Source organism: Cellulosimicrobium sp. CUA-896 (assembly GCF_001942335.1).
Taxonomy (GTDB): domain Bacteria; phylum Actinomycetota; class Actinomycetes; order Actinomycetales; family Cellulomonadaceae; genus Cellulosimicrobium.
Genome location: NZ_MKKH01000009.1, coordinates 26273 through 50555, shown reverse-complemented (window position 1 = coordinate 50555; position 24283 = coordinate 26273). Strand labels below are relative to the sequence as shown.

The window sequence follows — 24283 nt, the reverse complement described above, 5'->3', positions numbered from 1 at the left end:
TAGGAGCCCACGTCCGACACGAGACTCCGGGAGCACGGGTGAGCACGCAGGGCACGCGACCGTCGCGAGCCGTCTTCGTGCGTCGTCGCGTCCTCGCCCTGGTCCTGCTCGCCGCGCTGGTGACGGGCCTCGTGCTGCTCGGCCGGGTGGTCGTGCGTGCGGTGCAGCCCATGGTCGGTGCCGACGACGTCTCGACGGGACGCGCGGCGCCGCCGACGCCGGAGCCGTTGGGACCACCGCGCGACTGCGGCGCGGGCGCCCTCGAGCTGACCCTGGCGCCGTCGGACCCGGAGTTCACGGTCGACGAGGCGGTCGAGCTCCACGTGACGATGCGCCACGTCGGCGCGCGCCCGTGCCTGGTCGACGGCTCCGACGCCGGCCGCCCGGTGCTCGTGCGCGCGGGCGACGAGGTGGTCTGGTCCTCCGCGCACTGCGCGACCCAGGAGCGGCCCCTGCTCATGAGCCGGGGCGACGAGGTGTCGGCCACCGTCCGGTGGGACCGCCGGCGCTCCGTCGAGGGCTGCGCACCCGACCAGCCCGAGGCGGGGTACGGGACGTTCACGGCGGTCGTGGGCCTCGCCGGCGTCGACGGGGCGACGAGCGCCCCGGCGACGTTCACGGTGCTCGACCCGAACCCGCCCGCGCCGCCGGCCGAGCCGGCCGAGCCGGCCGAGCCGGGCGGGACCGAGGGCGGGCCCGCGGAGACCACCGAGGAGCCGGCGCAGGGCGCGGACGGGAGCGGCGACCAGCCGCCCGCGCAGCCGGAGCAGACCGGCGAGCCCGCGGCCCCGGCGGAGACGCCCGCCGAGCCGTCCGCTCCGCCGGCGGAGGGGTAGGCGGAGCGTCCGCCGGGCCGCGCTGCGGTCGGCGGGACGCCCGTCAGACGTACCGCTCGAGGATGCTGGACTCGGCGAGCCGCGACAGCCCCTCGCGCACGGCCCGCGCGCGCTGCTCGCCCACGCCGTCCACCGTCATGAGGTCGTCGATGCTCGCGGCCAGCAGCTTCTGCAGCCCGCCGAAGTGCGCGACGAGCCGGTCGATGATCGTCGCCGGGAGGCGCGGGACCTTCGACAGCAGGCGGTACCCGTGGGGAGCGACGGCCGCGCGAGCGCGTCGCCGCCGCCCGGGAGGTCGAGCACGCGGCCGATCTGCCCGAGGTCGAGCAGCTGCGTCGAGTCCAGGCCGCCGAGGGCCTTCTGCACGTCGGCGAGGGAGCGGTCCCGGCGTGCGAGGTCCACGTAGTCGCGGATGACGAACTCGCGGTCCGAACCGATCCCGCCGATGAGCTCGTCGAGCTGGAGCGCGAGCAGCCGGCCGTCGGTGCCGAGCTCGATGACGTAGCCCGCGATCTCCTCGGAGATCCGCCCCACCATCTCGAGACGCTGGACCACCGCGCACACGTCGCGCACCGTGACCAGGTCCTCGATCTCGAGGGCCGAGAGGGTGCCGGAGACCTCGTCCAGGCGCGAGCGGTACCGCTCGAGCGTCGCGAGGGCCTGGTTGGCGCGCGAGAGGATCGTGTCGGAGTCCTCGAGCACGTGCCGCTGGCCGCCGACGTAGAGCGCGACGATCCGCATCGACTGGCTCACGGAGATGACCGGGAAGCCGCTCTGCTTCGCGACGCGCTCCGCGGTGCGGTGCCGCGTGCCGGACTCCGTCGTCTCGATGGTCGGGTCGGGCAGGAGCTGGACCGCGGCGCGCAGGATGCGGTTCGCCTCGTGGTCGAGCACGACCGCCCCGTCCATCTTCGACAGCTCGCGCAGGCGCGTCGCGGAGAAGCCGACGTCGAGCTCGAACCCGCCCGAGCACATCTCGTCGACGACGGCGTCCAGGCCGAGCACGATGAGGGCGCCGGTCCGGCCGCGCAGGATCCGCTCGAGACCGTCGCGCAGCTCGGTACCGGGCGCGACGGCGGCGAGCGTCTCCCGGAGCAGCTCGTCGGGGTGCGCGGGGGAGGTGACCACGACGCGATCCTACGCTGCGGCCCCGCGCGCGGCCCGGGACGACGCGGCTCCTCGCCCGGCGTCGGTCACGATCCGGTCACGCCGGGGAGCGGCCCTCGCTCGCGGCCCCCGACCGCGCGAGCTCGAACGCCTCGCCGAGGTGGCGAGCGGGCAGGACCGTCATGCCGTCCACCGGCCGGGGGAACGACCCCCGCGGCACGACGGCGCGCGTGAAGCCCAGCCGGGCCGCCTCGGCGAGCCGTCGGTCGAGCCCGGTGACCTGCCGGATGTCGCCCGCCAGGCCGACCTCCCCGAAGGCCACCGTCCCGGCCGGCAGCGCCGTGTCCTCGCGCGCGACAGCACCGACAGCGCGATGGAGAGGTCGGCGGCCGGCTCGGCGACCTTCGCCCCGCCCACCGTCGAGACGTAGACGTCCTGGTCGACGAGCCGCACGCCCGCGTGCCGGTGCATGACGGCGAGGATCATCGCGAGGCGGCTCGCGTCGACGCCGTTCGTCGTGCGGCGCGGGTTGGCGAGCGAGCTCGGCACGACGAGCGCCTGGAGCTCGAGCGCGAGCGGCCGCCGCCCCTCGACGGTCACGGAGATGCACGTGCCGGGCACGCCCGCGCCCGTGTGCGACAGGAACAGGCCGCTCGGGTCGGCGAGGCCGACGATCCCGTCCTCGGTGAGGTCGAAGCAGCCGACCTCGTCCGTCGGCCCGTAGCGGTTCTTCACGGCGCGCACCAGGCGCAGGCGCGAGTGGCGGTCGCCCTCGAACTGGCACACGACGTCGACGAGGTGCTCGAGCGTGCGGGGGCCGGCGACCGACCCGTCCTTCGTGACGTGGCCGACGAGGATCACGGGCAGGTCGCGCGCCTTCGCGGCGCCGATGAGCGCCGCGGCGACCTCGCGCACCTGGCCGACCCCGCCGGGCGCGCCCTCGACCTGTGCGGAGGCGATCGTCTGGACCGAGTCGACGACCAGGAGGTCCGGGTCGGTCGCCTCGACGTGCCCGAGGACCGTCGCGAGGTCGGTCTCGGCCGCGAGGAGCAGCCCCGGGGCGAGCGCGCCGACCCGCTCCGCCCGCAGGCGCACCTGGCCGGCCGACTCCTCGCCGGTGACGTACAGGACGCGCCTCGGGGGCGACGTCGCACCGGGCGCCGCTCCGCGGGCCGCCGTGGGCAGGTCGGACGCGCCGGCGGCGACGTTGCTCGCCACCGCGAGCAGGAGCGTGGACTTGCCGACGCCGGGCTCGCCCGCGAGCAGGACGACCGCCCCGGGCACGATGCCGCCCCCGAGGACGCGGTCGAGCTCGGCCACCCCGGTCGGCGCGGCCCGCGCCGCCTCGACGTCGATCTCCGCGATGGGCCGCGCCGGCGAACGCGTGGGGACGACCGCCGCCGTGCGCGGGCCCGCCGCCGCGGGCGCGTCCTCCGTGACCGTGCCCCACTCCTGGCACTCGCCGCACCGGCCCGCCCACTTCGCGGTGGTCCAGCCGCACTCCGTGCAGCGGTAGGCGGGCGGGTCCGCTTGGCGCCACCACCGGACCGGGAGGGCGCGCTCGTCGTCGACGTCACGCGGGCCACGGTAGCGACGGCCCCCGACACGGTCGCGGGCTCCGGCGCGACCCGCGGGAGCGGCTCCCGAGCGGTCCGCCCCGGGACGCGCCATCCTGGGCGCATGCGACCGTTCCCGCACGACAGCGCGTGGTGGACCCCGGTCCTCACGCTGGCCTCCACGGTCGCGTGCCTCACCGTGTACTACGGCGTCCCGCTCCCGCACGACGGGAGCCCGCCCGGCGCGCAGGTCGCGGTCTTCGCGGTCGGCCTCGTCCTGCTGTGCGCGGTGCTCACCGTGCAGGTGCGCCGGCAGGTGCGCGCGTGGCACGAACCGAGCGTGCGCGTGCAGTCCGTGGTCGGGCTGCTGCTCCCGCTCATCACCTTCTTCGCCGCGGTGTACTACGTCATGGCCGACCAGTTCGTCGGCATCGCCACCCGCACGGACGCGCTCTACTTCGCGGTCGTGACCCTGGGGACGGTGGGGTACGGGGACGTCCACCCGACGGGGGACGCGGCGAAGATCGTCACGATGGTCCAGATCGTCCTCGACCTGCTCGTCGTCGGCGTGCTCGTGTCGGTGGCCACCGGGCGGGTGCGCGCCCGGGCGGAGCGGCGGGCGAACGGCGGGGCGGGCGCCGAGGTCCCCGCTCCGAGGCACCCCGAGCCCTAGGCTGGGCGCCGTCGAAGGAGGAGCACCGATGGGCCAGCCGACCAGCAGCCGAACCCCCCACGGCCCGGTCCGGCCGCGCGACGCCGTGGGCGCGAGCGACCGCCGCCACACGCGGCCCGTCCCGCCCGCCGTCTACCGGCGCCGGCGCCTCGTCGTGCTCCTCGGCCTCGTGCTCGTCGTCGGGCTCGTCGTGACCCTCCTCGCGCTCGTGTGGCCGGGGTTCGCGCGGTCGGACGCGCAGGGCGAGCCGGCGCCGACCGTCACCGTCACGGCCGACGCGCCGACCCCCGCGATCGAGCCGGTCGAGCGCACGGCGAGCACCCCGTTCGCCCAGGCCCTGCCCGCGACCGTCCTCGACCTCGCCCTGCGCAGCGACGCCGGGACCGACGCGTGGACCGCCGCCGGCGCCCTCGAGGCGTACGAGCTCGTGTACGCCGACGCGGAGGGCGACGGCGCCACGACGGTGACCGTGGTCGCGGGGCAGTGGCCCACGCCCGAGGAGGCGGAGACCGCCGCGACCGCGCTCCTCGACGGTGCCGAGCCGACGTCGCGGGACGACGTCACCGTGGAGGGCGAGACCGTCGGGACCGTGGTCGTCGTGCCCGGCGACGGCGGGTCCGCCACGGTCACGTGGCGCAACGGCACCGCCGTCCTGCAGGCCACCGGGCCCGCCGACGTCGTCGAGGACGTCTACGACGCCTACCCGATGTGAGGCGCGGCCCGTCCCGGAGGCGCAGCGGCGCGTTCCCCGGCGGACGCATTTGCGCAAGAATGCCCTGATCACGCCGCCGACGGGAGCTGACGACGCATGACCGGCACCACCGACCCGACCGAACCGACCGACAGCCCGCACCGCCCACGCCTCGCCGTCCTCGGCGCCGGCGTCATGGGAGAGACCGTCCTGTCCGGTGCGCTCGCGGGGGGCTGGGAGCCCGGGGAGGTGGTCGCCACGGTGCGCCGCCCCGCGCGCGGCGACGAGCTCGCCGAGCGGTACGGGGTCGAGGTCACCGCGGACAACGTCACCGCCGCGCGGGGTGCGGGCGTCGTCGTCGTCGCGGTCAAGCCGAAGGACGTCGACGCGCTCCTCGCGCAGGTGCGCGACGCGGTCGCCCCCGGGACGGTCGTGGTGAGCGTCGTCGTCGGGCTGCCCACGGCGTTCTACGAGCAGCGTCTGCCCGCGGGGACGCCCGTGGTGCGCGTCATGCCGAACACGCCGTCGGTCGTCGGCGCCGGCGTGAGCGCGGTGAGCGGCGGTGCGTCGGCGACGCAGGAGCACCTCGCCCTCGTCGAGCGCCTGCTCGCCGCCACCGGGCTCGTGGTCCGCGTCGCGGAGAAGGACCAGGACGCGGTGGGCGCGCTGTCGGGGTCCGGCCCGGCGTACGTGTTCTACGTCGTCGACGCGCTCGCGGAGGCGGGGGTGCTGCTCGGCCTGACCCGGGCGACGGCGCTCGAGCTCGCGACCGCGACCGTGCGCGGCGCGGCGACGATGCTGGCCGAGACGGGGGAGCACCCGGCGCTCCTGCGCGAGCGCGTGTCGTCTCCCGGCGGGACCACCGTGGCGGCGCTGCGCCGGCTCGACGCCGGCGGTGTGCGGGCTGCGTTCCTCGACGCGCTCGAGGCGGCGCGCGACCGCTCGGCCGAGCTCGCGGCGACGCTGTCCTCCGGCTCCGGCTCCGGCTCCGGCTCGGGAGCGGGGACCGCGAGATGACCGCGACGGGGCCGTCCCCGCGCACGCGCCCGCCCGCGATGTCCGACGTCGCGCGGCTCGCCGGCGTGTCGCACCAGACGGTCTCGCGCGTGCTCAACGACCACCCGAGCGTGCGGCCCGAGACGCGCGACCGTGTCCTCGACGCGATCACGACGCTCGGCTACCGGCGCAACAGCGCCGCCCGCGCGCTGGTGACGATGCGCTCGGCGACGGTCGGCGTCGTGACCACCGGGTCGGCGCTCTACGGCCCGACCTCCACGCTCATCGCCGTCGAGGAGGCGGCGCGCGAGCAGGGCTACTTCGTGAGCGTCGCGACGATCCGCCGGTACGACGCCGCGACCATGCACCGCGTGCTCGAGCACTTCATGGACCAGGGCGTCGAGGGCATCGTCGTCATCGCGCCGCAGACGGACGTCGCCGCGGCGGTGGACTCCTTCCGCGCGCCGGTGCCGGTCATCATGATCGCCGCGCGCGACCACCCGGGCGGCGACGAGGACGACGCCGCCGGTGCCGGGCCGGTCGCACCGGGCACGCCCCTCGGCAGCATCCTCCCCATCGCCGTCGACCAGCGCCTCGGGGCACGGCTGGCGGCCGAGCACCTCCTCGGGCTGGGGCACGCCACCGTCCTGCACGTGTCCGGCCCGCTGGACTGGTTCGACGCGCGAGAGCGCGAGACGGGCTGGCGCGCCGCGCTGGAGGACGCCGACGCCCCGGTGCCGGAGCCCGTCCGCGGCGACTGGTCGTCGGACCGCGGCTACGCCGTCGGCCGCGAGCTCGCGGAGGCGGTCCGCTCGGGCGCCGGTCCCACGGCCGTGTTCGCCGGCAACGACCAGCTCGCCCTCGGTCTGCTGCGGGCGTTCTGGGAGTCCGGCGTGCGCGTGCCCGACGACGTGTCGGTGGTCGGCTTCGACGACATCGCGGGCGCCGGCCACTTCATCCCGCCGCTGACGACGGTGCGCCAGCCGTTCGGCGCGCTCGGCCGCCGGGCGATCGCCTCATGCTCGACGCGTTCGCCGGCGCGGACGTGCGCCCGGTGTCCATCCCGCCCGAGCTGGTGGTGCGCGAGAGCACGACCGGCCCGCGGCGGTGAGCGGGGATCTCGGCGCGCCCGACCGGGTCGGGCCCGACCACGTCGGGGCCTGCTCCACCCGCCTGCTTGGCCCCACGACGTGTGAGCGCTAACATCACGGGGACGGACAGGCAGGACGCAACGACGCGGCGAGGGAGACAGCGATGGTGCAGCAGGACGACGTGGCCGCGATCCGGGAGGCGGTCACCGCCGGGACGACGGCGCTGGGCATCGAGCTCGGGTCGACCCGGATCAAGGCCTGCCTCGTCGGGCCGGACGGGACGCCGGTCGCGAGCGGCAGCCACGCGTGGGAGAACGAGTACGCGGACCGCACGTGGACCTACTCGCTCGACGCCGTCGAGACGGGGCTGCGCGAGTGCTACGCGGAGCTCGTGGCGAACGTCGAGCGGCGCTACGGCGTGCGCCCGACGACGTTCGGCGCGCTCGGCGTGTCGGCGATGATGCACGGCTACCTCGCCTCGACGCGAGCGGCGGGCTGCTCGCCCCGTTCCGCACCTGGCGCAACACGTCGACCGGTCCTGCCGCCGCCGAGCTCACCGAGCTGCTCGGGTACAACGTGCCGCTGCGCTGGTCCGTGGCGCACTGGTACCAGGCCGTCCTCGACGAGGAGCCGCACGTGGGCGACGTCGCGTCGCTGACGACGCTCGCGGGGTACGTCCACCGCCGCCTCACCGGCCGCCACGTCCTCGGCGTCGGCGACGCGTCGGGCATGTTCCCCGTCGACCCGACGACGCGCGGGTACGACCGGCGCATGCTCGACCTGGTCGACGAGCGCGTCGCCGAGCGCCGGGCGCTGCCGAAGCTCGCGGAGCTGCTGCCCGAGGTGCTCGTCGCGGGCGAGGAGGCCGGCACGCTCACGCCCGAGGGTGCCGCGTGGCTCGACCCGACCGGGACGCTGCAGCCCGGCGTGCCGCTGTGCCCGCCGGAGGGCGACGCCGGGACCGGCATGGTCGCCACCGCGTCCGTCACCCCGCGCACCGGGAACGTCAGCGCGGGCACGAGCATCTTCGCCATGGTCGTGCTCGAGCGTCCGCTCACGAGCGTGCACCACGAGATCGACGTCGTGACGACGCCCGCGGGCGATCTCGTCGCGATGGTCCACTGCAACAACGGCGCGAGCGAGCTGAGCGCGTGGGCCTCGCTGCTCGGCGAGCTCGCGACGGCGCTCGGCGCCGCGGCGACGCCCGACGACGTGTTCGGCGCGTTCCTCCGCGCGGCGCTCGAGGGCGACGCCGACGGCGGCGGACTCCTCGCCTACAACTACCTGTCCGGCGAGCCCATCACCGGGCTGGAGGAGGGGCGCCCGCTCGTCGTGCGCACCCCGGACAGCCGCCTGACGCTCGCCAACTTCGCCCGCACGCAGGTCTACGGCGCGTTCGGGACGCTGGCCCTCGGGATGCGCGTCCTGGCGCGCGAGGGCGTCGCGGTCGACGCGATGTTCGCGCACGGCGGGATGTTCCGGACGGCAGGAGTGGCCCAGCGCCTGCTCGCCGCCGCGATCGACGCGCCCGTCACGGTCGGCCGCACGGCCGGCGAGGGCGGGGCCTGGGGCATCGCCGTCCTCGCCGCGTACCTGCGCGACCGCACCGCCGCGAGCGCCGGCGCGGGTGCGCGCGGTGCCGCCGACCTCGGCGCGTACCTGCGCGAGCACGTCTTCGCCACGGCCGAGCTGGACACGGTGGAGCCCGACGCGTCCGACGTCGCGGGCTTCGCCGCCTACCTCGAGCGCTACGACGCCGGCCTCGCCGTCGAGCGTGCCGCGACCGCCGCGCTCTGACCCGACGCGCCCCCGACGAAGGAGACCCGCAGCATGACCACCTCGACCCCCACCGGGCCCGCCGCCCCGCTCGCCGGCGTGCCGGACGAGCTCCGTCCCGCCGTCGACGCGGCCAAGGAGCGCGTCGCCGCGCTGCACGCCGAGCTGCCCCGCTGGGAGCTCGTCGTCTGGACGGCGGGCAACGTCTCCGAGCGCGTCCGGGGCGCCGCGCAGGACGGGAGCCAGGACCTGCTCGTCATCAAGCCCTCGGGCGTGTCCTACGACGACATCACGCCCGAGGCCATGGTCGTGTGCGACCTCGACGGCGAGCTCGTCGAGGGCGACCGCGCGCCGTCGTCCGACACGGCGGCGCACGCGTACGTGTACCGGCACATGCCCGAGGTGGGCGGCGTCGTGCACACGCACTCCACGTACGCGACGGCCTGGGCCGCGCGCGGCGAGGCCGTGCCGTGCGTGCTGACGATGATGGCCGACGAGTTCGGCGGCGACATCCCCGTCGGCCCGTTCGCGCTCATCGGCGACGACTCGATCGGCCGCGGCATCGTCGAGACGCTCCGCGAGTCGCGCAGTCCCGCGGTGCTCATGCGCAACCACGGGCCGTTCACGATCGGCAAGGACGCGCGCGCCGCCGTCAAGGCCGCGGTCATGTGCGAGGAGGTCGCGCGCACCGTGCACGTGAGCCGGCAGCTCGGCGAGCCGACGCGCATCGCGCAGTCCGACGTCGACTCCCTGTACGCCCGCTACCAGAACGTCTACGGCCAGCAGCCCACCCCGCGCTGACGCCGGTCGCCACGCCCCTGCACCACGCGTCCGGCACCACCCGGCACCCGGCACGACCCTCCGCGCCCCGCACCGACGCGGCCGCCGCACCCACCGACACGAGAGATGTGGACGAAGATGAGCAAGCCCTACGCGGACCGCGAGATCTGGTTCCTCACCGGCAGCCAGGACCTGTACGGCGAGGAGACGCTCCGCCAGGTCGCCGAGCAGTCACAGGAGGTCGCGCGGACCCTCGACGCGTCGCCCGACGTGCCGGCCACCGTGGTGTGGAAGCCGGTCCTCAAGGACGCGGCGTCCATCCGCCGCGCGATGCTGGACGCCAACGCGGACGACCGCGTGCTCGGCGTCGTGACGTGGATGCACACGTTCAGCCCTGCCAAGATGTGGATCACCGGCCTGGACCAGCTGCGCAAGCCGCTGCTGCACCTGCACACGCAGGCGAACGTCGAGCTCCCGTGGGACACGATCGACTTCGACTTCATGAACCTCAACCAGGCCGCGCACGGCGACCGCGAGTACGCGTACGTCGCGACGCGCCTCGGCGTCGCCCGCACGACGGTCGTGGGGCACGTGTCCAACCCCGCCGTCACGGCGCGCGTCGGTGCGTGGGTGCGCGCGCCGCGGGCTGGGCGGCCACGCACGAGCTCCGGCTCGCCCGGTTCGGCGACAACATGCGCAACGTCGCGGTGACCGAGGGCGACAAGACGGAGGCCGAGCTGCGCTTCGGCGTCTCGGTGAACACGTGGGGCGTGAACGATCTCGTCGCGGCCGTCGAGGCGGTCTCGGAGTCCGACGTCGACGCGCTCGTCGCGGAGTACGAGGACCTGTACGACGTCGTCCCCGAGCTGCGCAAGGACGGCGACCGCCACGAGTCCCTGCGCTACGCGGCGCGCCAGGAGATCGCCCTCGAGACGTTCCTCGAGTCCGTCGGCGCCAAGCGTTCACGACGAACTTCGAGGACCTGGGCGACCTGCGCCAGCTGCCCGGCATCGCGGTCCAGCGGCTCATGTCCAAGGGCTACGGCTTCGGCGCCGAGGGCGACTGGAAGACCGCGGTGCTCGTGCGCGCGGCGAAGGTCATGGGCGAGGGGCTGCCCGGTGGGGCCTCGCTCATGGAGGACTACACCTACGACCTCACGCCCGGCAGCGAGAAGATCCTCGGCGCGCACATGCTCGAGATCTGCCCGTCGCTGACGACGTCGACGCCGCGCGTCGAGATCCACCCGCTGGGGATCGGGGGCAAGGAGGACCCGGTCCGCATGGTGTTCGACGCCGACCCCGGCGTGGGCGTCGTCGTGTCGCTCGCGGACATGCGCGACCGGTTCCGGCTCACGGCGAACGTCGTGGACGTCGTCCCGCCGAGCGCGCCGCTGCCGCACCTGCCGGTCGCGCGCGCGGTCTGGGAGCCGCGACCCGACTTCGCGACGTCCGCCGAGGCCTGGCTCACGGCCGGCGGCGCGCACCACACGGTGCTGTCGACCGCGGCGGGCGTCGAGGCGTTCGAGGTGTTCGCCGACATCGCGGGCACCGAGCTGCTCGTCATCGACGAGAGCACCACGCGGCGCGGGTTCCGCGACCAGGTGCGCTGGAACCAGGTCTACTACCGCCTCGCCCAGGGGCTGTGAGGGCGACCGCCCGGGCGGTGACGCCCGGGCGGTCCCGTCGCTCGGCGCCGTGACCGGACCGTGATCGGCGCCCCTCTTCACGCGGGGTGTGTGAGCGCTAACATCGACACGGACGTCGGTGTGATCGCTCACACATCTCGGCCGGCGAACGTCCTCCGGCCGGGTCGTGGCGGGCGACGGCGGGAGTTACCGAAGAGTTATGCGCCGCAGGGCTGCGGGGCTTGCTTTACGGACTCCGACAACGCTAGACAATGACACATCTGAACACGTACCAACAAGACTCAACAGGCACCGCAGCCGGTTGGGTCGGGTCACGACCGGAACCCGGCACGGCGCCGGGCACCGCATCTCAAGGAGGAGAGCATGTTCAGCACGACCAAGGCGCGCACGCGTCTGACTGGTGTCCTCGCCGGCGCGGCGGTGCTCGCACTCGCGGCGTGCAGCAGCGGCGGCAGCGACGGCGGCGACTCCGCCGGTGGCGGCAGCGAAGGGGGCGGCAGCGGCGACCTCATCACCGTCGGCTTCTCCCAGGTAGGCGCGGAGTCCGGCTGGCGCGCGGCGAACACGAAGTCCATCCAGGACACCCTCACCGAGGAGAACGGCTTCGACCTGAAGTTCTCCGACGCGCAGCAGAAGCAGGAGAACCAGATCCAGGCGATCCGGTCCTACATCGCCCAGGGCGTCGACGTCATCGCGTTCTCCCCGGTGGTCGAGTCCGGCTGGGACTCGGTCCTCGAGGAGGCCAAGCAGGCCGGCATCCCCGTGATCCTCACCGACCGCGCCGTCGACTCCGAGGACGAGTCGCTGTACGAGTCGTTCATCGGATCCGACTTCGTCCTCGAGGGCGAGATGGCCGGCGAGTGGGTCAGCGAGAACCTCGCGACCGAGCCCATCAACGTCGTGGAGCTCCAGGGCACCACGGGCGCCGCCCCGGCGATCGACCGCAAGACCGGCTTCGAGAGCGCGACGGCGGACAACCCGAACGTCACGATCATCGACTCGCAGACCGGCAACTTCACGCGGACCGAGGGCAAGACCGTCATGGAGGGCTTCCTCCAGGCGCACGACGACATCGACCTCGTCTACGCGCACAACGACGACATGGGCCTGGGCGCGATCGAGGCGATCGAGGCCGCCGGCATGGTCCCGGGCGAGGACATCAAGATCGTCACGGTCGACGCGGTCAAGGACGGCATGCAGGCCCTGGCCGACGGCAAGATCAACTTCATCGTCGAGTGCAACCCGCTGCTCGGCCCGGACCTCGCCGAGGTGATCGAGAAGGTCATCGCCGGCGAGGAGGTCGAGAAGCGCATCGTCGTCGAGGACCAGTCCTTCACGCAGGAGCAGGCCGTCGAGGCCCTGCCGACCCGCGAGTACTGATCCGGCGTCGCGGCGCCCTCCGGGGCGACGCGCACGGGCGCAGGAGCGCACGGCGCTCCTGCGCCCCCGCGGACCGGTCGCGCGCCGGGTGTCCTCGAGGCCCCGGCGCGCGACCGCCATCAGGAGCGGCCGGCCGTGCGCCGGCCGTGAGCCGTCGATCGCGCTCGTCGATCGCCGTACGGAAGGTCAGCGATGACAACCCCCAGCACGGACGGTCCGCCCGTCGTCCAGATGACCGGGATCTCGATCGAGTTCCCGGGCGTCAAGGCGCTCGACGGCGTCGACCTCACGCTGCGCCCCGGCGAGGTCCACGCCCTCATGGGCGAGAACGGCGCCGGCAAGTCCACCCTCATCAAGGCGCTCACCGGTGTCTACTCGATCGACTCGGGGCGCATCGTCGTCGACGGCACCGAGCACACGTTCTCCGGGCCGGGCGAGGCCCAGGAGGCCGGGATCTCCACGGTGTACCAGGAGGTCAACCTCTGCGAGAACCTCTCCGTCGCGGAGAACATCATGCTCGGCCACGAGCCGCGCCGCGCCGGCGCCATCGACTGGCGCGCCACCCGGCGGCGTGCCGGGGAGATGCTCGAGCGGCTGAACCTGCGCATCGACCCCACGTCGTCGCTGGCGTCGCACTCGCTCGCCGTCCAGCAGCTCGTCGCGATCTGCCGCGCGCTCGTCGTCGACGTCAAGGTCCTCATCCTCGACGAGCCGACGTCGAGCCTCGACGCGACGAGGTCGCCCAGCTCTTCGCGTCGTGCGGCGCCTGCGCGACGAGGGCGTGGCGATCCTGTTCGTGTCGCACTTCCTCGAGCAGGTCTACGCGATCTCCGACCGCATGACGGTGCTGCGCAACGGCAGGCTCGTGGGGGAGTACCGCACCGCGGAGCTCGGGCGTCTCGAGCTCGTGTCGAAGATGATCGGGACGTCCCTCGAGGCGCTGTCCGAGCTCGACGAGTCGCCCAAGCGCGCCGCCGCCGACCGCGACGGCACCACGCCGTTCGTGCAGGCCGTGGGGCTCGGGCGCAAGGGCTCCATCCAGCCGTTCGACCTCGACGTCTTCCCCGGCGAGGTCGTCGGGCTCGCGGGGCTCCTCGGCTCCGGGCGCACGGAGCTCGCGCGGCTCCTCGCCGGCGCGGACCACGCGGACACCGGGCAGACCCGGATCGCCGGGGCGGTCGCGCGGCTGCGCTCCCCGCGCGCGGCGATGCGCCAGCGGATCGCCTTCTCGTCCGAGCACCGCAAGGCCGAGGGGATCGTCGGCGACCTGACGATCCGGGAGAACATCATCCTCGGGCTCCAGGCGGACCGCGGATGGGCGCGTCGCCTGCCCCGCCGCCAGGTGGACGAGCTCGTCGAGAAGTACATCGCGGCGCTCGCCATCCGTCCCGCCAACCCCGACGCGCTCATCAAGAACCTCTCGGGCGGCAACCAGCAGAAGGTGCTCCTCGCGCGGTGGCTCGCCACGGCACCGAAGCTCCTCATCCTCGACGAGCCGACGCGCGGCATCGACGTCGGGGCCAAGGCCGAGATCCAGAAGCTCGTCGCCGAGCTCGCGAACGACGGCATGTCCGTCGTGTTCATCTCGGCCGAGCTGGAGGAGGTCCTGCGCCTCAGCCACCGCATCGCCGTCCTGCGCGACCGCGTCAAGGTCGCCGAGATCCCCAACGACGACGACGTCACGGTCGAGGACGTCGTCGGGCTCATCGCGAGCGGAGGCTCCCCGTCATGACCGCCACGACCTCTCCCTGGCAGCGCGTGCTGCACCACCGGCTCTTCTGGCCGGTCGTCGCGCTCGTGGTCCTCCTGGCCGCCAACACGGTCAACCGCCCGAGCTTCCTGTCGATCCGGGTGCAGGACGGGCACCTCTTCGGGGCGCTGATCAACCTGCTGAAGAACGGCGCGCCGCTGCTGCTCGTCGCGCTCGGCATGACCCTCGTCATCGCGACCCGCGGCATCGACCTGTCGGTCGGCGCGGTCGTCGCGATCTCCGGAGCGGTCGCGCTGAGCTTCATCGCCTCCGCCCCCGACCCCGGCAGCATCACGACCGTGCTGGTCGCCGTCGGCATCGCGCTCGCGCTGTCGTTCGTCCTCGGCGTGTGGAACGGCTTCCTCGTCTCGGTGCTCGGCATCCAGCCGATCATCGCGACCCTCGTCCTCATGACGGCCGGCCGCGGTGTCGCGATGCTCATCACCGGCGGCCAGATCACCACCGTCAACAGCGCCCCGTTCAAGGCCATCGGCTCCGGCTTCTGGTTCGGGCTGCCCGTGGCGGTCATCCTCGCGGCCGTCGTGTTCACGGCGGTCGCGCTGCTCACACGGCGCACCGCGCTCGGCATGCTCATCGAGTCGGTCGGCATCAACCCCGAGGCGAGCCGCCTCGCGGGCGTCAAGGCGCGGAACATCACCTGGACCGTGTACGCGGTGAGCGCGCTGTTCGCCGGGCTCGCCGGTCTCATGATCAGCTCGAACGTCATGGCGGCGGACGCCAACAACGCGGGCCTGTTCATCGAGCTCGACGCGATCCTCGCCGTCGTCATCGGCGGGACGTCCCTGGCGGGCGGCAAGTTCTCGCTTTCCGGCACGCTCGTCGGCGTCCTCGTCATCCAGACGCTCACGCTCACGGTCACGATGCTCGGCATCTCGCCGTCCGTGACGCCGCTGTTCAAGGCGATCGTCGTCATCGCGGTCTGCCTCGCCCAGTCCCCGAAGATGCGCGACGTCGTCGCCGCGCGTCGACGTCGCGCGGCGCGCACGCCCGCGCAGACCGCGGAGGTGACCGCCTGATGTCCACCGTCAAGACCCCCACGCCGACCTCCCCGCGCGAGCCCGGCAACGAGCCGAGCACGGCTGCCGGGACCTCGGCGGGCATGGCCCGGCGGTTCGCCACCCGGGTCCGGCTCGACCGCCGCTACCTGCCCGTCGTCGGCACGTTCGTCGTCCTCGCGCTCATGCTCGCGGTCGGTGGCAGCCGGTACGAGAACTTCCTGTCCGGACGGGTCATCTCCAACCTGTTCATCAACAACTCGTTCCTCATCGTGCTCGCCGTGGGCATGACGTTCGTGATCCTCACGGGCGGCATCGACCTGTCCGTCGGCGCCGTCGTCGCGCTGTCGGGCATCACCGCGGCGTCGCTGCTGCAGAGCGGCTGGCCGGCCGCCGTCGTCATCCCGCTCGTCGTGCTCATCGGCACGGTCCTCGGCCTCGTCGTCGGCATCATGGTGCACGTCTTCGACATCCAACCGTTCATCGCGACGCTGGCCGCGATGTTCCTCGCGCGCGGCCTGTGCTACGTCATCAGCCTCGAGTCGATCCCGATCACCGACGAGACGTTCGTGTCGATCGCGAGCTGGAGCCAGCAGCTCGGGCCCGAGTGGCGGGTCACGACCGCCGTCGTCGTGGCGCTCGTCGTCGTGGCGGTCGCGTTCTACCTGCTGCACTACACGCAGTTCGGCCGCACGGTCTACGCGATCGGCGGCGGCGAGCAGTCGGCGATGCTCATGGGCCTGCCCGTGGCGCGGACGAAGGTGCTCGTCTACGTGGTCAGCGGCACGTGCGCCGGCATCGGCGGACTGCTGTTCGCGATGTTCTCGCGCTCCGGCTACTCGCTGACGGGCGTCGGCATGGAGCTCGACGCGATCGCCGCGGTCGTCATCGGCGGGACGCTGCTCACCGGCGGTACCGGCTTCGTGCTCGGGTCGGTGCTCGGCGTGCTGGTCCTCGGCCTGATCCAGACGATCATCACCTTCGAGGGCACGCTGTCGTCCTGGTGGACGAAGATCGTGATCGGCGCGCTCCTGCTCCTCTTCGTCATCCTGCAGCGCGTGCTCGTCGTCCGACGACGCTAGGCCCGCACCGGCGACGGATCCGGTCGGTCCTGCTCCCGATGACGCCCCGTCGACCCGCCGTGCGGCGGATCGACGGGGCGTCGTCGTGCCCGCCGGATCCGCGCCGATCCGAGGGCGCCGGACCATTGCGCGATGTGAGCGCTCACACTACGGTTGTGTCGTTGTGAGCGCTCACATGGCCGTGCGCGCCCAGGTCTCTCGACGAGGAGAGGTAAGCCCATGGAACGTCCCCCCAGCACGTCCCCGTCCCGGGTCGGCAGGCGCCGCCGACGGCACGTGGTACCCGCGGCGCTGCTCACCCTGACCCTCGGCGCCGTCGGTGCGCTCGCCGCGACCGTCCCGTCCGCCGGTCCGGCCACCGCGGCGGAGCCCGACCTGCCCGACGGCGCCTGGGTCGACCCGTTCGACGGCACGTCGCTCGGCCCCGACTGGACGGTCGTCAACCCCGTCCCGACGGCGCTCTCCGTCGCCGACGGGGCGCTGACGCTCACGTCGCAGGCCGCGACACCTGGCAGACCGGGAACAGCGCGAAGAACGTCGTGATGCTCGACGTCCCCGCGGGCGACTTCACGGTCGTCACGCACGTCGACGCGCCCGTGGACCGCGTCTACCAGGGCGCCGGGCTCATCGCATGGCAGGACATGGACAACTACGTCCGCTCCGGGCTGACCTTCGTCGGTGACCTGTCGCCCTCCGGGCGCGCGATCGAGAACGACGTCGAGAGCGGCGGCACGTTCGCCGCGAACGCCTTCACCGACCGCCCCGGCTCCACCGGCGAGACGCTGCGCATGCAGCGCACCGGCGACACGATCGCGACGTCGTACTGGGACGGGGCGGCGTGGCAGCCGGCCGGCTCGGTGGACGTCGACTTCCCGGTGACGCAGGTCGGCGTGTACGCGCTCGCCGCGCAGGACGGCACCGCCCACACGGCGACGTTCGACTACGTCGCTCTCGAGGCGGCGGAGGGCGCCGACCAGGTGCCCGAGGGCGGCTTCACGCTCGCGGGCCCCGGCGACGCGCGCCACCTCGTCGCGACCGAGGACGGCCTCGCCCTCGACGACGAGCGCCCCGCGACGACCGTCGTCCTGCAGGCCGCACCGGCGGGTACGCCCGCCGACGGCGTCGCCCCGGTGACGCTCGCCGTCGGCGACCGGCCCGTCGTCGTGACCGGCTCGCGCCTGGCGCTGGGCGACGCGGGCGCGAGGCGGCGCCGCTGCGCCTCACGGACGCCGGGGGCGGGAAGGTCTGGCTGCGCTCCGCGACCGACCCCGAGCTCCACGTCGGCGTGCGCGAGGCGGACGGAGCGCTCGTCCTCGGCCCGCGCGACGCGGCCACGAAGCTCACCGTCGCGCCCGCCGCCGTCGCCGACCACGAGATCACGGTCGACCTCGCCGGCGAGCGCACCGAGATGAGCGACGAGCTCTACGGCATCTTCTACGAGGACATCAACTACGCCGCCGACGGCGGCCTGTACGCCGAGCTCGTGCGCAACCGGTCCTTCGAGTTCACGACCCAGGACAACGCGTCCTTCACCGGCATGACGGCGTGGAGCGCGGCGAACCGCGGCGGGGCGACGGCCACCACCCAGGTGGTGAACGACGCCGGCCGTCTCAACGCGACGAACCGCAGCTACCTGCGCGTCACCACCACGGGCGCGGGCGCCGGCGTGCGCAACGCCGGGTACAACACGGGCCTGTTCGTCGAGGAGGGGGAGTCGTACGACTTCTCCGTGTGGGCACGGTCCACGACCGCGCAGACGCTCACGGTCCGCGTCGAGGACGCCGCGGGGACCACCGCGTACGCGACCGGCGAGGTCGCCGTCGACGGCTCCGACACCTGGAAGCAGTACGAGGTGACGCTCGACGCGTCGGCGACCACGAACGCCGGGCGCCTCGCGGTGCTCGCGGGCGCCGCGGGCACGCTCAACCTCGACATGGTGTCCCTCTTCCCGCAGGACACGTGGGTCGGACCGGTCAACGGTACGTCCGTGCTCCGCAAGGACCTCGCCGAGAAGATCGAGGCGCTCGACCCGCAGTTCCTCCGGTTCCCCGGCGGCTGCGTCACGAACGTCGGCACGTTCCGCACGTACGAGGAGTCGGGCTACACCGACCGCCGTCGCACGTACCAGTGGAAGGAGACCATCGGTCCGGTCGAGGAGCGCGCGACCAACTGGAACTTCTGGGGGTACAACCAGTCGTACGGCATCGGCTACCTCGAGTACTTCCTCTTCGCGGAGGACCTCGGCGCGACGCCGCTGCCCGTCGTCTCGGTCGGTGCCAACGGCTGCGGCAGCACGATCCCCGAGATGACCGACCCGGTGCAGATCCAGCGCTGGGTGCAGGACACGGTCGACCTCGTCGAGTTCGCCAACGGCGACGTGACGACCGAGTGGGGCGCCGTGCGCGCCGGGCTCGGCCACCCGGAGCCCTTCGGTCTCAAGTACATCGGGCTCGGCAACGAGGAGAACACGACGACGTTCGAGGCCAACTTCCCGGCCTTCCGCGACGCGATCGAGGACCGGTTCCCGGAGATCGAGATCATCTCGAACTCCGGCCCGGACGACACCGGCACCCGGTTCGACGAGCTGTGGGAGTTCAACCGCGCGCAGGGCGTCGACATGGTGGACGAGCACTACTACAACGACCCCCAGTGGTTCCTCGAGAACGACGAGCGGTACGACTCGTACGACCGCGAAGGGCCGCACGTCTTCCTCGGCGAGTACGCGTCGCGCGGCAACACGTTCGCCAACGCGCTCGCGGAGGCGGCGTTCATGACGGGCCTGGAGCGCAACTCCGACGTGGTCGAGCTCGCGTCGTACGCGCCGCTGCTCGCCAACGAGGACTACGTGCAGTGGTCGCCGGACGCGATCTGGTTCGACAACGACGAGTCGTGGGGCTCGGTGAACTACTACGTGCAGCAGATGTTCTCCGCGAACGTCGGGGACCAGGTGGTCCCGAGCACGCACACCGGCCCGGCGCCCGCGGACGCCGTCCTGGACGGCGGCGTCTTCCTGTCGACGTGGAACACCGCCGCGCAGTACGACAACGTCCGGGTCACCGACAACGCCACGGGCGAGGTGCTCTTCTCCGACGACTTCTCCGCAGGTGCGCAGCAGTGGGAGCCGCAGGCCGGCACGTGGGCCGCGCAGGACGGCGCGTACGTGCAGTCCGCGACGAACGTCACGGACGCGCGCTCGATCGTCTCCGGCGCGTACGCCAAGGCTGGGCGAGCTACACGCTCGAGCTCGACGCCCGCAAGACCTCCGGGTCGGAGGGCTTCCTCGTCGGCTTCGCCGCCGGCGGGCCGAACGACTACTACTGGTGGAACCTCGGCGGGTGGAACAACACCCGTCAGGCGCTCCAGCGGGCGTCGGGCGGCAGCGCGGGCGAGGTGAAGGCGGTCGAGAACCACAGCATCGAGGCCGGGCAGCCGTACCGCGTCAAGGTCGTCGTCGAGGGGTCCACGATCGGGCTCTACCTGGACGACGAGCTGCAGATGACCTACGAGCAGGCGACCACCAAGTCGCTCTACCAGGTCGTCACGCGGGACGAGGACACGGGCGACGTCGTCGTCAAGGTCGTCAACCCGACCTCCACGGCGGCCCGCACCGACGTGCACGTCGAGGGTCTCGCCGCGGGCGAGAGCGTCGGCGAGCAGGCGACGGTCACCGAGATGGTGGGCGCGCCGTCGGACACGAACACGAAGGCCGACCCGGAGCACGTCGTGCCGGTCGAGCGCACGCTGAGCGGCGTGGGGGAGGAGTTCTCGTACGAGTTCCCCGCCCACTCGATCACGTTCGTCCGGCTGGACGTCGAAGAGGCGTCGCCCGCTCTCGACCTCGAGGTGACAGCCCAGCCGCGGTGCCTCGCGGGCAAGGTCTACGTCGCGGTCCGGGCGACCAACGGCGAGGACGTGCCCGTCGACGTGACGCTCTCCACGCCGTTCGGCGAGAAGGCGTTCGCCGACGTCGCACCGGGCCGGAACGCGTACCAGGCGTTCCCGCGCGCGCGGCGACCGTACCCGCAGGCTCGGCCACGGTGACCGGCAGCGCGGCGGTCGACGGCGAGGAGGTCTCGGCGAACGTCGACGTCGCCTACGACGCGCTCGGCTGCGGCTGACGGTTCGCCAGGGGGCGGCGAGGTGGAGCCCCGGCCCGGGGCCGGGGCTCCACCTCGCGGGCAGGCCTGGTCGTACCGCACGTCGCGGTCCTTCCCGGCCCCCTCCCGGATCCACCTGGGTCTTTCCTCGCGGCTGGTCCGACGGGCCACGAGGCGGCGTCAGCGCGTTCGCGAGTTTTCACCGTGACCGAGCAGCCGTTCGTTCCTGATCGGTCGGGGCCGTGCCCTGTTCCCTCCTGAGCGATCCTGTTAGCGTTCACATGCGCTCGTCCGACGGCGGACGGGCGGCCCGGCGACGACGCCGGGGCACGACGACGAGGAGTCATCGATGACCTCACGCCACGCACCCCCACCCGTCCGGCCACGCACCGCGCGCCCTCGTCGGCGCGCGCTGGCCGGCATGCTCGGCCTCGCCCTGGTCGCTCCGTTCGCGAGCGCCGCGACCGCCACGGCGTCGCCCGCGCCCGGGACCCTGCCGGCCACCACGCTCGCCGCCGCGGCACCCACGACCGACGGGCTCCAGCTCTGGCTGCCCCTCGACGAGACCGCGGGCACGGTCGCGCACGACGCGTCGGGCCACGGGCTCGACGCCACCCTCGCGGGCACCGGGGGAGGGTGGCGCGAGGGTCAGGGCCTGACGTTCGGCGGCTCGAACCACGTGGACCTGCCCGACGACCTGCTCGCCGGCACGGACGCGGTGACGGTGAGCGCCGACGTGTGGGTCGACCCGGCGCTCTCCGGCAACTACTTCTTCTATAACCTCGGCAACCCCGCCGTGGGCAGCCCGCAGTCCGGGAACGGGTACCTCTTCTCGACCGGCAACGCGAACTACCGCGCCACGATCTCCGACCTCGCCTGGGGGCGGGAGCAGAACACCGCGAAGGCCCCGGCCGGAGCACTCCAGCGCGGGGTGTGGAAGACCATCACCTACACGCTCGCGGACGGCACCGCGCGGCTCTACGAGGACGGCTCGCAGGTCGGCCAGAACACCGCCGTGACGATCACGCCGGGTGCGATCGGCGGCGGCACCACGACGGCGAACGCCCTCGGGAAGTCGGCCTACGCCGCGGACGGCCTGTTCAAGGGCCGCATGAAGGACTTCCGCCTGTACGACCGCGCGCTCACCGCGCAGGAGGTCGCGGACCTGGCGAGCGACGCCGCGGACGACGCGGTGCGGGCCGACGCCGCCGCGCTCGACCTCGGCGACACGAGCGCCGTCGTCACCGACCTGACGCTCCCGGCGAAGGGCGTCGGCGGCTCGGCCGTCACGTGGACGACGTCGGACGACGGCGTCGTCGCGGCGGACGGCACTGTGACCCGCCCGGCCGCGGGCGAGGAGCCCGCCACCGCGACGCTCACCGCCACGGTCGCGCTGCGCGGCGCGAGCGAGACGCGCACTGTCGACGTCACGGTGCTCCCGGGCGACGGCGACCAGGCGAAGGCCGAGGCCGCCGTCGCGGCGATCGAGGTGCCGAACCTCGACGACGTGCGCGGCAACCTCACCCTGCCGACGACCGGGCTGCACGGCGCGTCGCTCACCTGGGCGACGTCGTCGGGCGCGATCACGCCGACGGGCGAGGTCACGCGTCCCGCGCACGGCGAGGACGCCGAGACCGTCACGCTCACGGCCACGGCCACCGTCGGCGGCGCCACCGCGACGCGCGAGCTCACCGCTCACGTGCCCCCGCTGCCGCAGGACGAAGAGCTCGAGGGCTACCTCTTCTCGTACTTCATCGGCGAGGGCTACGCGGACGGCGAGCAGGTCTACTTCGGGCTCAGCCAGGGCAACGACGCGCTGCACTACCAGAACCTCAACGACAACGAGCCGGTGCTCACGTCGGAGCTCGGCGAGAAGGGCCTGCGGGACCCGTTCATCATCCGCTCGCCCGAGGGTGACAAGTTCTACCAGATCGCCACCGACCTGCGGATCTACGACGGCAACGGCTGGGACGCGGCGCAGCGTCAGGGCTCGCGGTCGATCATGGTGTGGGAGTCCACGGACCTCGTGACCTGGACCGACCAGCGCCTCGTCGAGGTCTCCCCGGAGACGGCGGGCAACACGTGGGCGCCGGAGGCGTACTACGACGAGTCCATCGGCGCGTACGTCGTGTTCTGGGCCTCGAAGCTCTACGCGGAGGACGACCCCGGCCACACCGGCGCCAGCTACAACCGCATGATGTACGCGACGACGCGCGACTTCGTGACGTTCTCCGAGGCGAAGGTATGGGTCGACCCCGGTTACTCGGTCATCGACTCGACGGTCGCGCAGGACGACGACGGCACGTACTACCGGTTCACCAAGGACGAGCGGAACAACACGTCGTCCACGCCGTGCTCGAAGTTCATCCTCGCGGAGGAGTCCGAGGAGCTGCTCTCGACCGACTGGGAGTACGTCACCGACTGCATCGGCAAGGCGAACGCCACCGGCCCGGGCATCAACCAGGGCGAGGGGCCGACGATCTTCAGGTCCAACACCGAGGAGAAGTGGTACCTGTTCATCGACGAGTTCGGCGGCCGTGGCTACGTGCCGTTCGAGTCGGACTCGCTCGACGCCGCCGAGTGGACCATGTCCACCGACTACGAGATGCCGTCGCGCCCGCGCCACGGCACGGTGCTCCCCGTGACGCAGGCCGAGTACGACCGCCTGCTGCGCACGTACCAGCCGGACGCGTTCGTCGAGTCCGTCGAGGACGTCGCGGTCACGGTCCAGACCGGGTCGGAGCCGGTGCTTCCCGACACGGTGACCGCGCGCTTCGCGGACGGCTCCACGGGAGCCGCGGACGTCACGTGGGACCCGGTCGACCCGGCGGCGTACGCGCAGGCGGGGACGTTCGAGGTCGGCGGCACGCTCGACGGCGGCGTGAGCGTCCGCGCCCGCGCGGTCGTCACCGTGACCGACGACGCCGTGCCGGTCGAGGGCCTGACCGTCTCGCCCGAGTCGGTGCAGGTGGGAGTCGGCGGGACGCGGCAGCTCACGGCGACCGTCACGCCGGCCAACGCGAGCGCCCGTGCGATCACGTGGGCGTCCGACGACGAGTCGGTCGCCACCGTCTCGGCGGACGGCGTCGTCAGCGGCGTCGCCGCGGGCCACGCGATGGTCACCGCGACCACGGCGGACGGCGCGCGCACGGTGTACGTCGCGATCGAGGTGACGGACGAGGTCCCCGGGCTCGTCGTGCGGTACGCGCTCGACGAGACGAGCGGCACGACGGCGGCCAACTCGGCGCCCGACGCCACCGTCGGCGCGGCGACCCTCACGAACGGCGCGGCCTTCACCGGCACCGGCGAGGGCGTCACCCTGGACGGGACCAACGACTACGTCGACCTGCCCGACGACGCGCTCGCCGGCCTGACCGACATCACCGTGAGCCTCGACGTGAAGATCGCGACGGACCAGGCGACGCCGTACTTCGTCTACGGCCTCGGCAACTCGAGCGGGTCGGCCGGCAACGGCTATCTCTTCACGACGGGCAACGCCTACCGGACGTCGATCGCGACCGGGAACTGGACCACCGAGCAGACGGTCACCAAGAACGCCGACCTGCAGCGCGGGGTCTGGAAGCACCTCACGTACACGCTCGAGGGCACGACCGCCGTGCTCTACGAGGACGGCGTCGAGGTGGGTCGCCAGCAGAACGTGACGATCGACCCGCAGGACATCGGGGGAGGGTCGACGCTCGCGAACTACATCGGCCGCTCGCTGTACTCGGGCGACCGCTACCTCAAGGGCTCGGTGCGCGATTTCCGCATCTACGACCGCGCGCTCACGGCGGACGAGGTGTTCCA

Annotated in this window: 13 protein-coding genes and 6 pseudogenes; 17 read left to right on the top strand and 2 right to left on the bottom strand. The window is 73.3% G+C overall.

The features are described from left to right. Positions 1-38: 38 nt before the first annotated feature. Positions 39-836 carry a hypothetical protein gene (locus tag BJF88_RS03980; RefSeq protein WP_075827845.1) on the top strand — a complete coding sequence of 266 codons (798 nt, stop codon included), beginning with the start codon at positions 39-41 and terminating at the stop codon, positions 834-836. A gap of 43 nt (positions 837-879) precedes the next feature. Here the strand turns inward: BJF88_RS03980 and disA are convergent. Together disA and radA are read right to left on the bottom strand one after the other, a co-directional pair. Beyond that, positions 880-1964, bottom strand: a pseudogene (disA, locus tag BJF88_RS03975) (DNA integrity scanning diadenylate cyclase DisA). Positions 1965-2040: 76 nt separating this feature from the next. Next, a pseudogene (gene radA, locus BJF88_RS03970) lies at positions 2041-3464 on the bottom strand (DNA repair protein RadA); the annotation flags it as partial. 159 nt (positions 3465-3623) lie between these two features. On the opposite strand from radA, the gene BJF88_RS03965 reads away from it, so the two are divergent. From BJF88_RS03965 to BJF88_RS20195, 16 genes and pseudogenes are all read left to right on the top strand, one after another. Further along, positions 3624-4172, top strand: a complete 549-nt coding sequence (locus BJF88_RS03965) for a potassium channel family protein (protein WP_075827844.1) — start codon at positions 3624-3626, stop codon at positions 4170-4172. 28 nt (positions 4173-4200) lie between these two features. Beyond that, complete coding sequence (locus BJF88_RS03960; RefSeq protein WP_139315900.1) at positions 4201-4884, top strand: hypothetical protein; 684 nt, start codon at positions 4201-4203, stop codon at positions 4882-4884. 96 nt (positions 4885-4980) lie between these two features. Beyond that, positions 4981-5880, top strand: coding sequence for a pyrroline-5-carboxylate reductase (gene proC / locus BJF88_RS03955; RefSeq protein ID WP_075827842.1), 900 nt, complete (start codon positions 4981-4983; stop codon positions 5878-5880). Next, positions 5877-7055: a LacI family DNA-binding transcriptional regulator gene (locus tag BJF88_RS03950; protein ID WP_369824477.1), complete on the top strand. Its 1179-nt coding sequence runs from the start codon at positions 5877-5879 to the stop codon at positions 7053-7055. Before proC ends, BJF88_RS03950 begins: the two co-directional genes overlap by 4 nt. 58 nt (positions 7056-7113) lie before the next feature. Further along, positions 7114-8747: pseudogene (locus BJF88_RS03945) on the top strand (xylulokinase). A 33-nt stretch (positions 8748-8780) separates the two neighbouring features. Continuing rightward, positions 8781-9527: an L-ribulose-5-phosphate 4-epimerase gene (locus tag BJF88_RS03940; RefSeq protein WP_075827841.1), complete on the top strand. Its 747-nt coding sequence runs from the start codon at positions 8781-8783 to the stop codon at positions 9525-9527. Positions 9528-9644: 117 nt separating this feature from the next. Then, positions 9645-11151, top strand: a pseudogene (gene araA, locus BJF88_RS03935) (L-arabinose isomerase). A 363-nt stretch (positions 11152-11514) separates the two neighbouring features. After that, positions 11515-12531 (top strand): ABC transporter substrate-binding protein, encoded by a 1017-nt coding sequence (locus BJF88_RS03930; protein ID WP_075827840.1) that lies wholly within the window; start codon positions 11515-11517, stop codon positions 12529-12531. Between the two features lie 192 nt (positions 12532-12723). Continuing rightward, positions 12724-14263: pseudogene (locus tag BJF88_RS03925) on the top strand (sugar ABC transporter ATP-binding protein). After that, complete coding sequence (locus tag BJF88_RS03920) at positions 14260-15318, top strand: ABC transporter permease (protein WP_075827839.1); 1059 nt, start codon at positions 14260-14262, stop codon at positions 15316-15318. Before BJF88_RS03925 ends, BJF88_RS03920 begins: the two are co-directional and overlap by 4 nt. Further along, positions 15318-16379 (top strand): galactofuranose ABC transporter, permease protein YjfF, encoded by a 1062-nt coding sequence (yjfF, locus tag BJF88_RS03915; protein WP_369824476.1) that lies wholly within the window; start codon positions 15318-15320, stop codon positions 16377-16379. The genes BJF88_RS03920 and yjfF overlap by 1 nt, the downstream gene beginning before the upstream one ends. Before the next feature lie 219 nt (positions 16380-16598). Next, positions 16599-16922: a hypothetical protein gene (locus BJF88_RS03910; RefSeq protein WP_158068875.1), complete on the top strand. Its 324-nt coding sequence runs from the start codon at positions 16599-16601 to the stop codon at positions 16920-16922. After that, on the top strand, positions 16922-17791 hold the full coding sequence (locus BJF88_RS21155) for a DUF1349 domain-containing protein (protein ID WP_139315899.1): 870 nt from the start codon (positions 16922-16924) through the stop codon (positions 17789-17791). Before BJF88_RS03910 ends, BJF88_RS21155 begins: the two co-directional genes overlap by 1 nt. Beyond that, entirely contained in the window at positions 17788-19773 is a 1986-nt protein-coding gene (locus BJF88_RS03900; RefSeq protein WP_255371735.1) for an alpha-L-arabinofuranosidase C-terminal domain-containing protein, read from the top strand. The genes BJF88_RS21155 and BJF88_RS03900 overlap by 4 nt, the downstream gene beginning before the upstream one ends. Then, positions 19770-20420: an alpha-L-arabinofuranosidase C-terminal domain-containing protein gene (locus BJF88_RS18865; RefSeq protein WP_075827835.1), complete on the top strand. Its 651-nt coding sequence runs from the start codon at positions 19770-19772 to the stop codon at positions 20418-20420. The genes BJF88_RS03900 and BJF88_RS18865 overlap by 4 nt, the downstream gene beginning before the upstream one ends. A 405-nt stretch (positions 20421-20825) precedes the next feature. Continuing rightward, positions 20826-24218: pseudogene (locus BJF88_RS20195) on the top strand (immunoglobulin-like domain-containing protein); the annotation flags it as partial. Between the last annotated feature and the right edge of the window lie 65 nt (positions 24219-24283).

Excerpts from the sequence above, each read along its gene's own strand:
- BJF88_RS03965 (WP_075827844.1), top strand. The coding sequence starts at position 3,624 with ATGCGACCGTTCCCGCACGACAGCGCGTGGTGGACCCCGGTCCTCACG.
- BJF88_RS03960 (WP_139315900.1), top strand. The coding sequence starts at position 4,201 with ATGGGCCAGCCGACCAGCAGCCGAACCCCCCACGGCCCGGTCCGGCCG.
- proC (WP_075827842.1), top strand. The coding sequence starts at position 4,981 with ATGACCGGCACCACCGACCCGACCGAACCGACCGACAGCCCGCACCGC.
- BJF88_RS03950 (WP_369824477.1), top strand. The coding sequence starts at position 5,877 with ATGACCGCGACGGGGCCGTCCCCGCGCACGCGCCCGCCCGCGATGTCC.
- BJF88_RS03940 (WP_075827841.1), top strand. The coding sequence starts at position 8,781 with ATGACCACCTCGACCCCCACCGGGCCCGCCGCCCCGCTCGCCGGCGTG.
- BJF88_RS03930 (WP_075827840.1), top strand. The coding sequence starts at position 11,515 with ATGTTCAGCACGACCAAGGCGCGCACGCGTCTGACTGGTGTCCTCGCC.
- BJF88_RS03920 (WP_075827839.1), top strand. The coding sequence starts at position 14,260 with ATGACCGCCACGACCTCTCCCTGGCAGCGCGTGCTGCACCACCGGCTC.
- yjfF (WP_369824476.1), top strand. The coding sequence starts at position 15,318 with ATGTCCACCGTCAAGACCCCCACGCCGACCTCCCCGCGCGAGCCCGGC.
- BJF88_RS03910 (WP_158068875.1), top strand. The coding sequence starts at position 16,599 with ATGGAACGTCCCCCCAGCACGTCCCCGTCCCGGGTCGGCAGGCGCCGC.
- BJF88_RS21155 (WP_139315899.1), top strand. The coding sequence starts at position 16,922 with ATGCTCGACGTCCCCGCGGGCGACTTCACGGTCGTCACGCACGTCGAC.
- BJF88_RS03900 (WP_255371735.1), top strand. The coding sequence starts at position 17,788 with ATGAGCGACGAGCTCTACGGCATCTTCTACGAGGACATCAACTACGCC.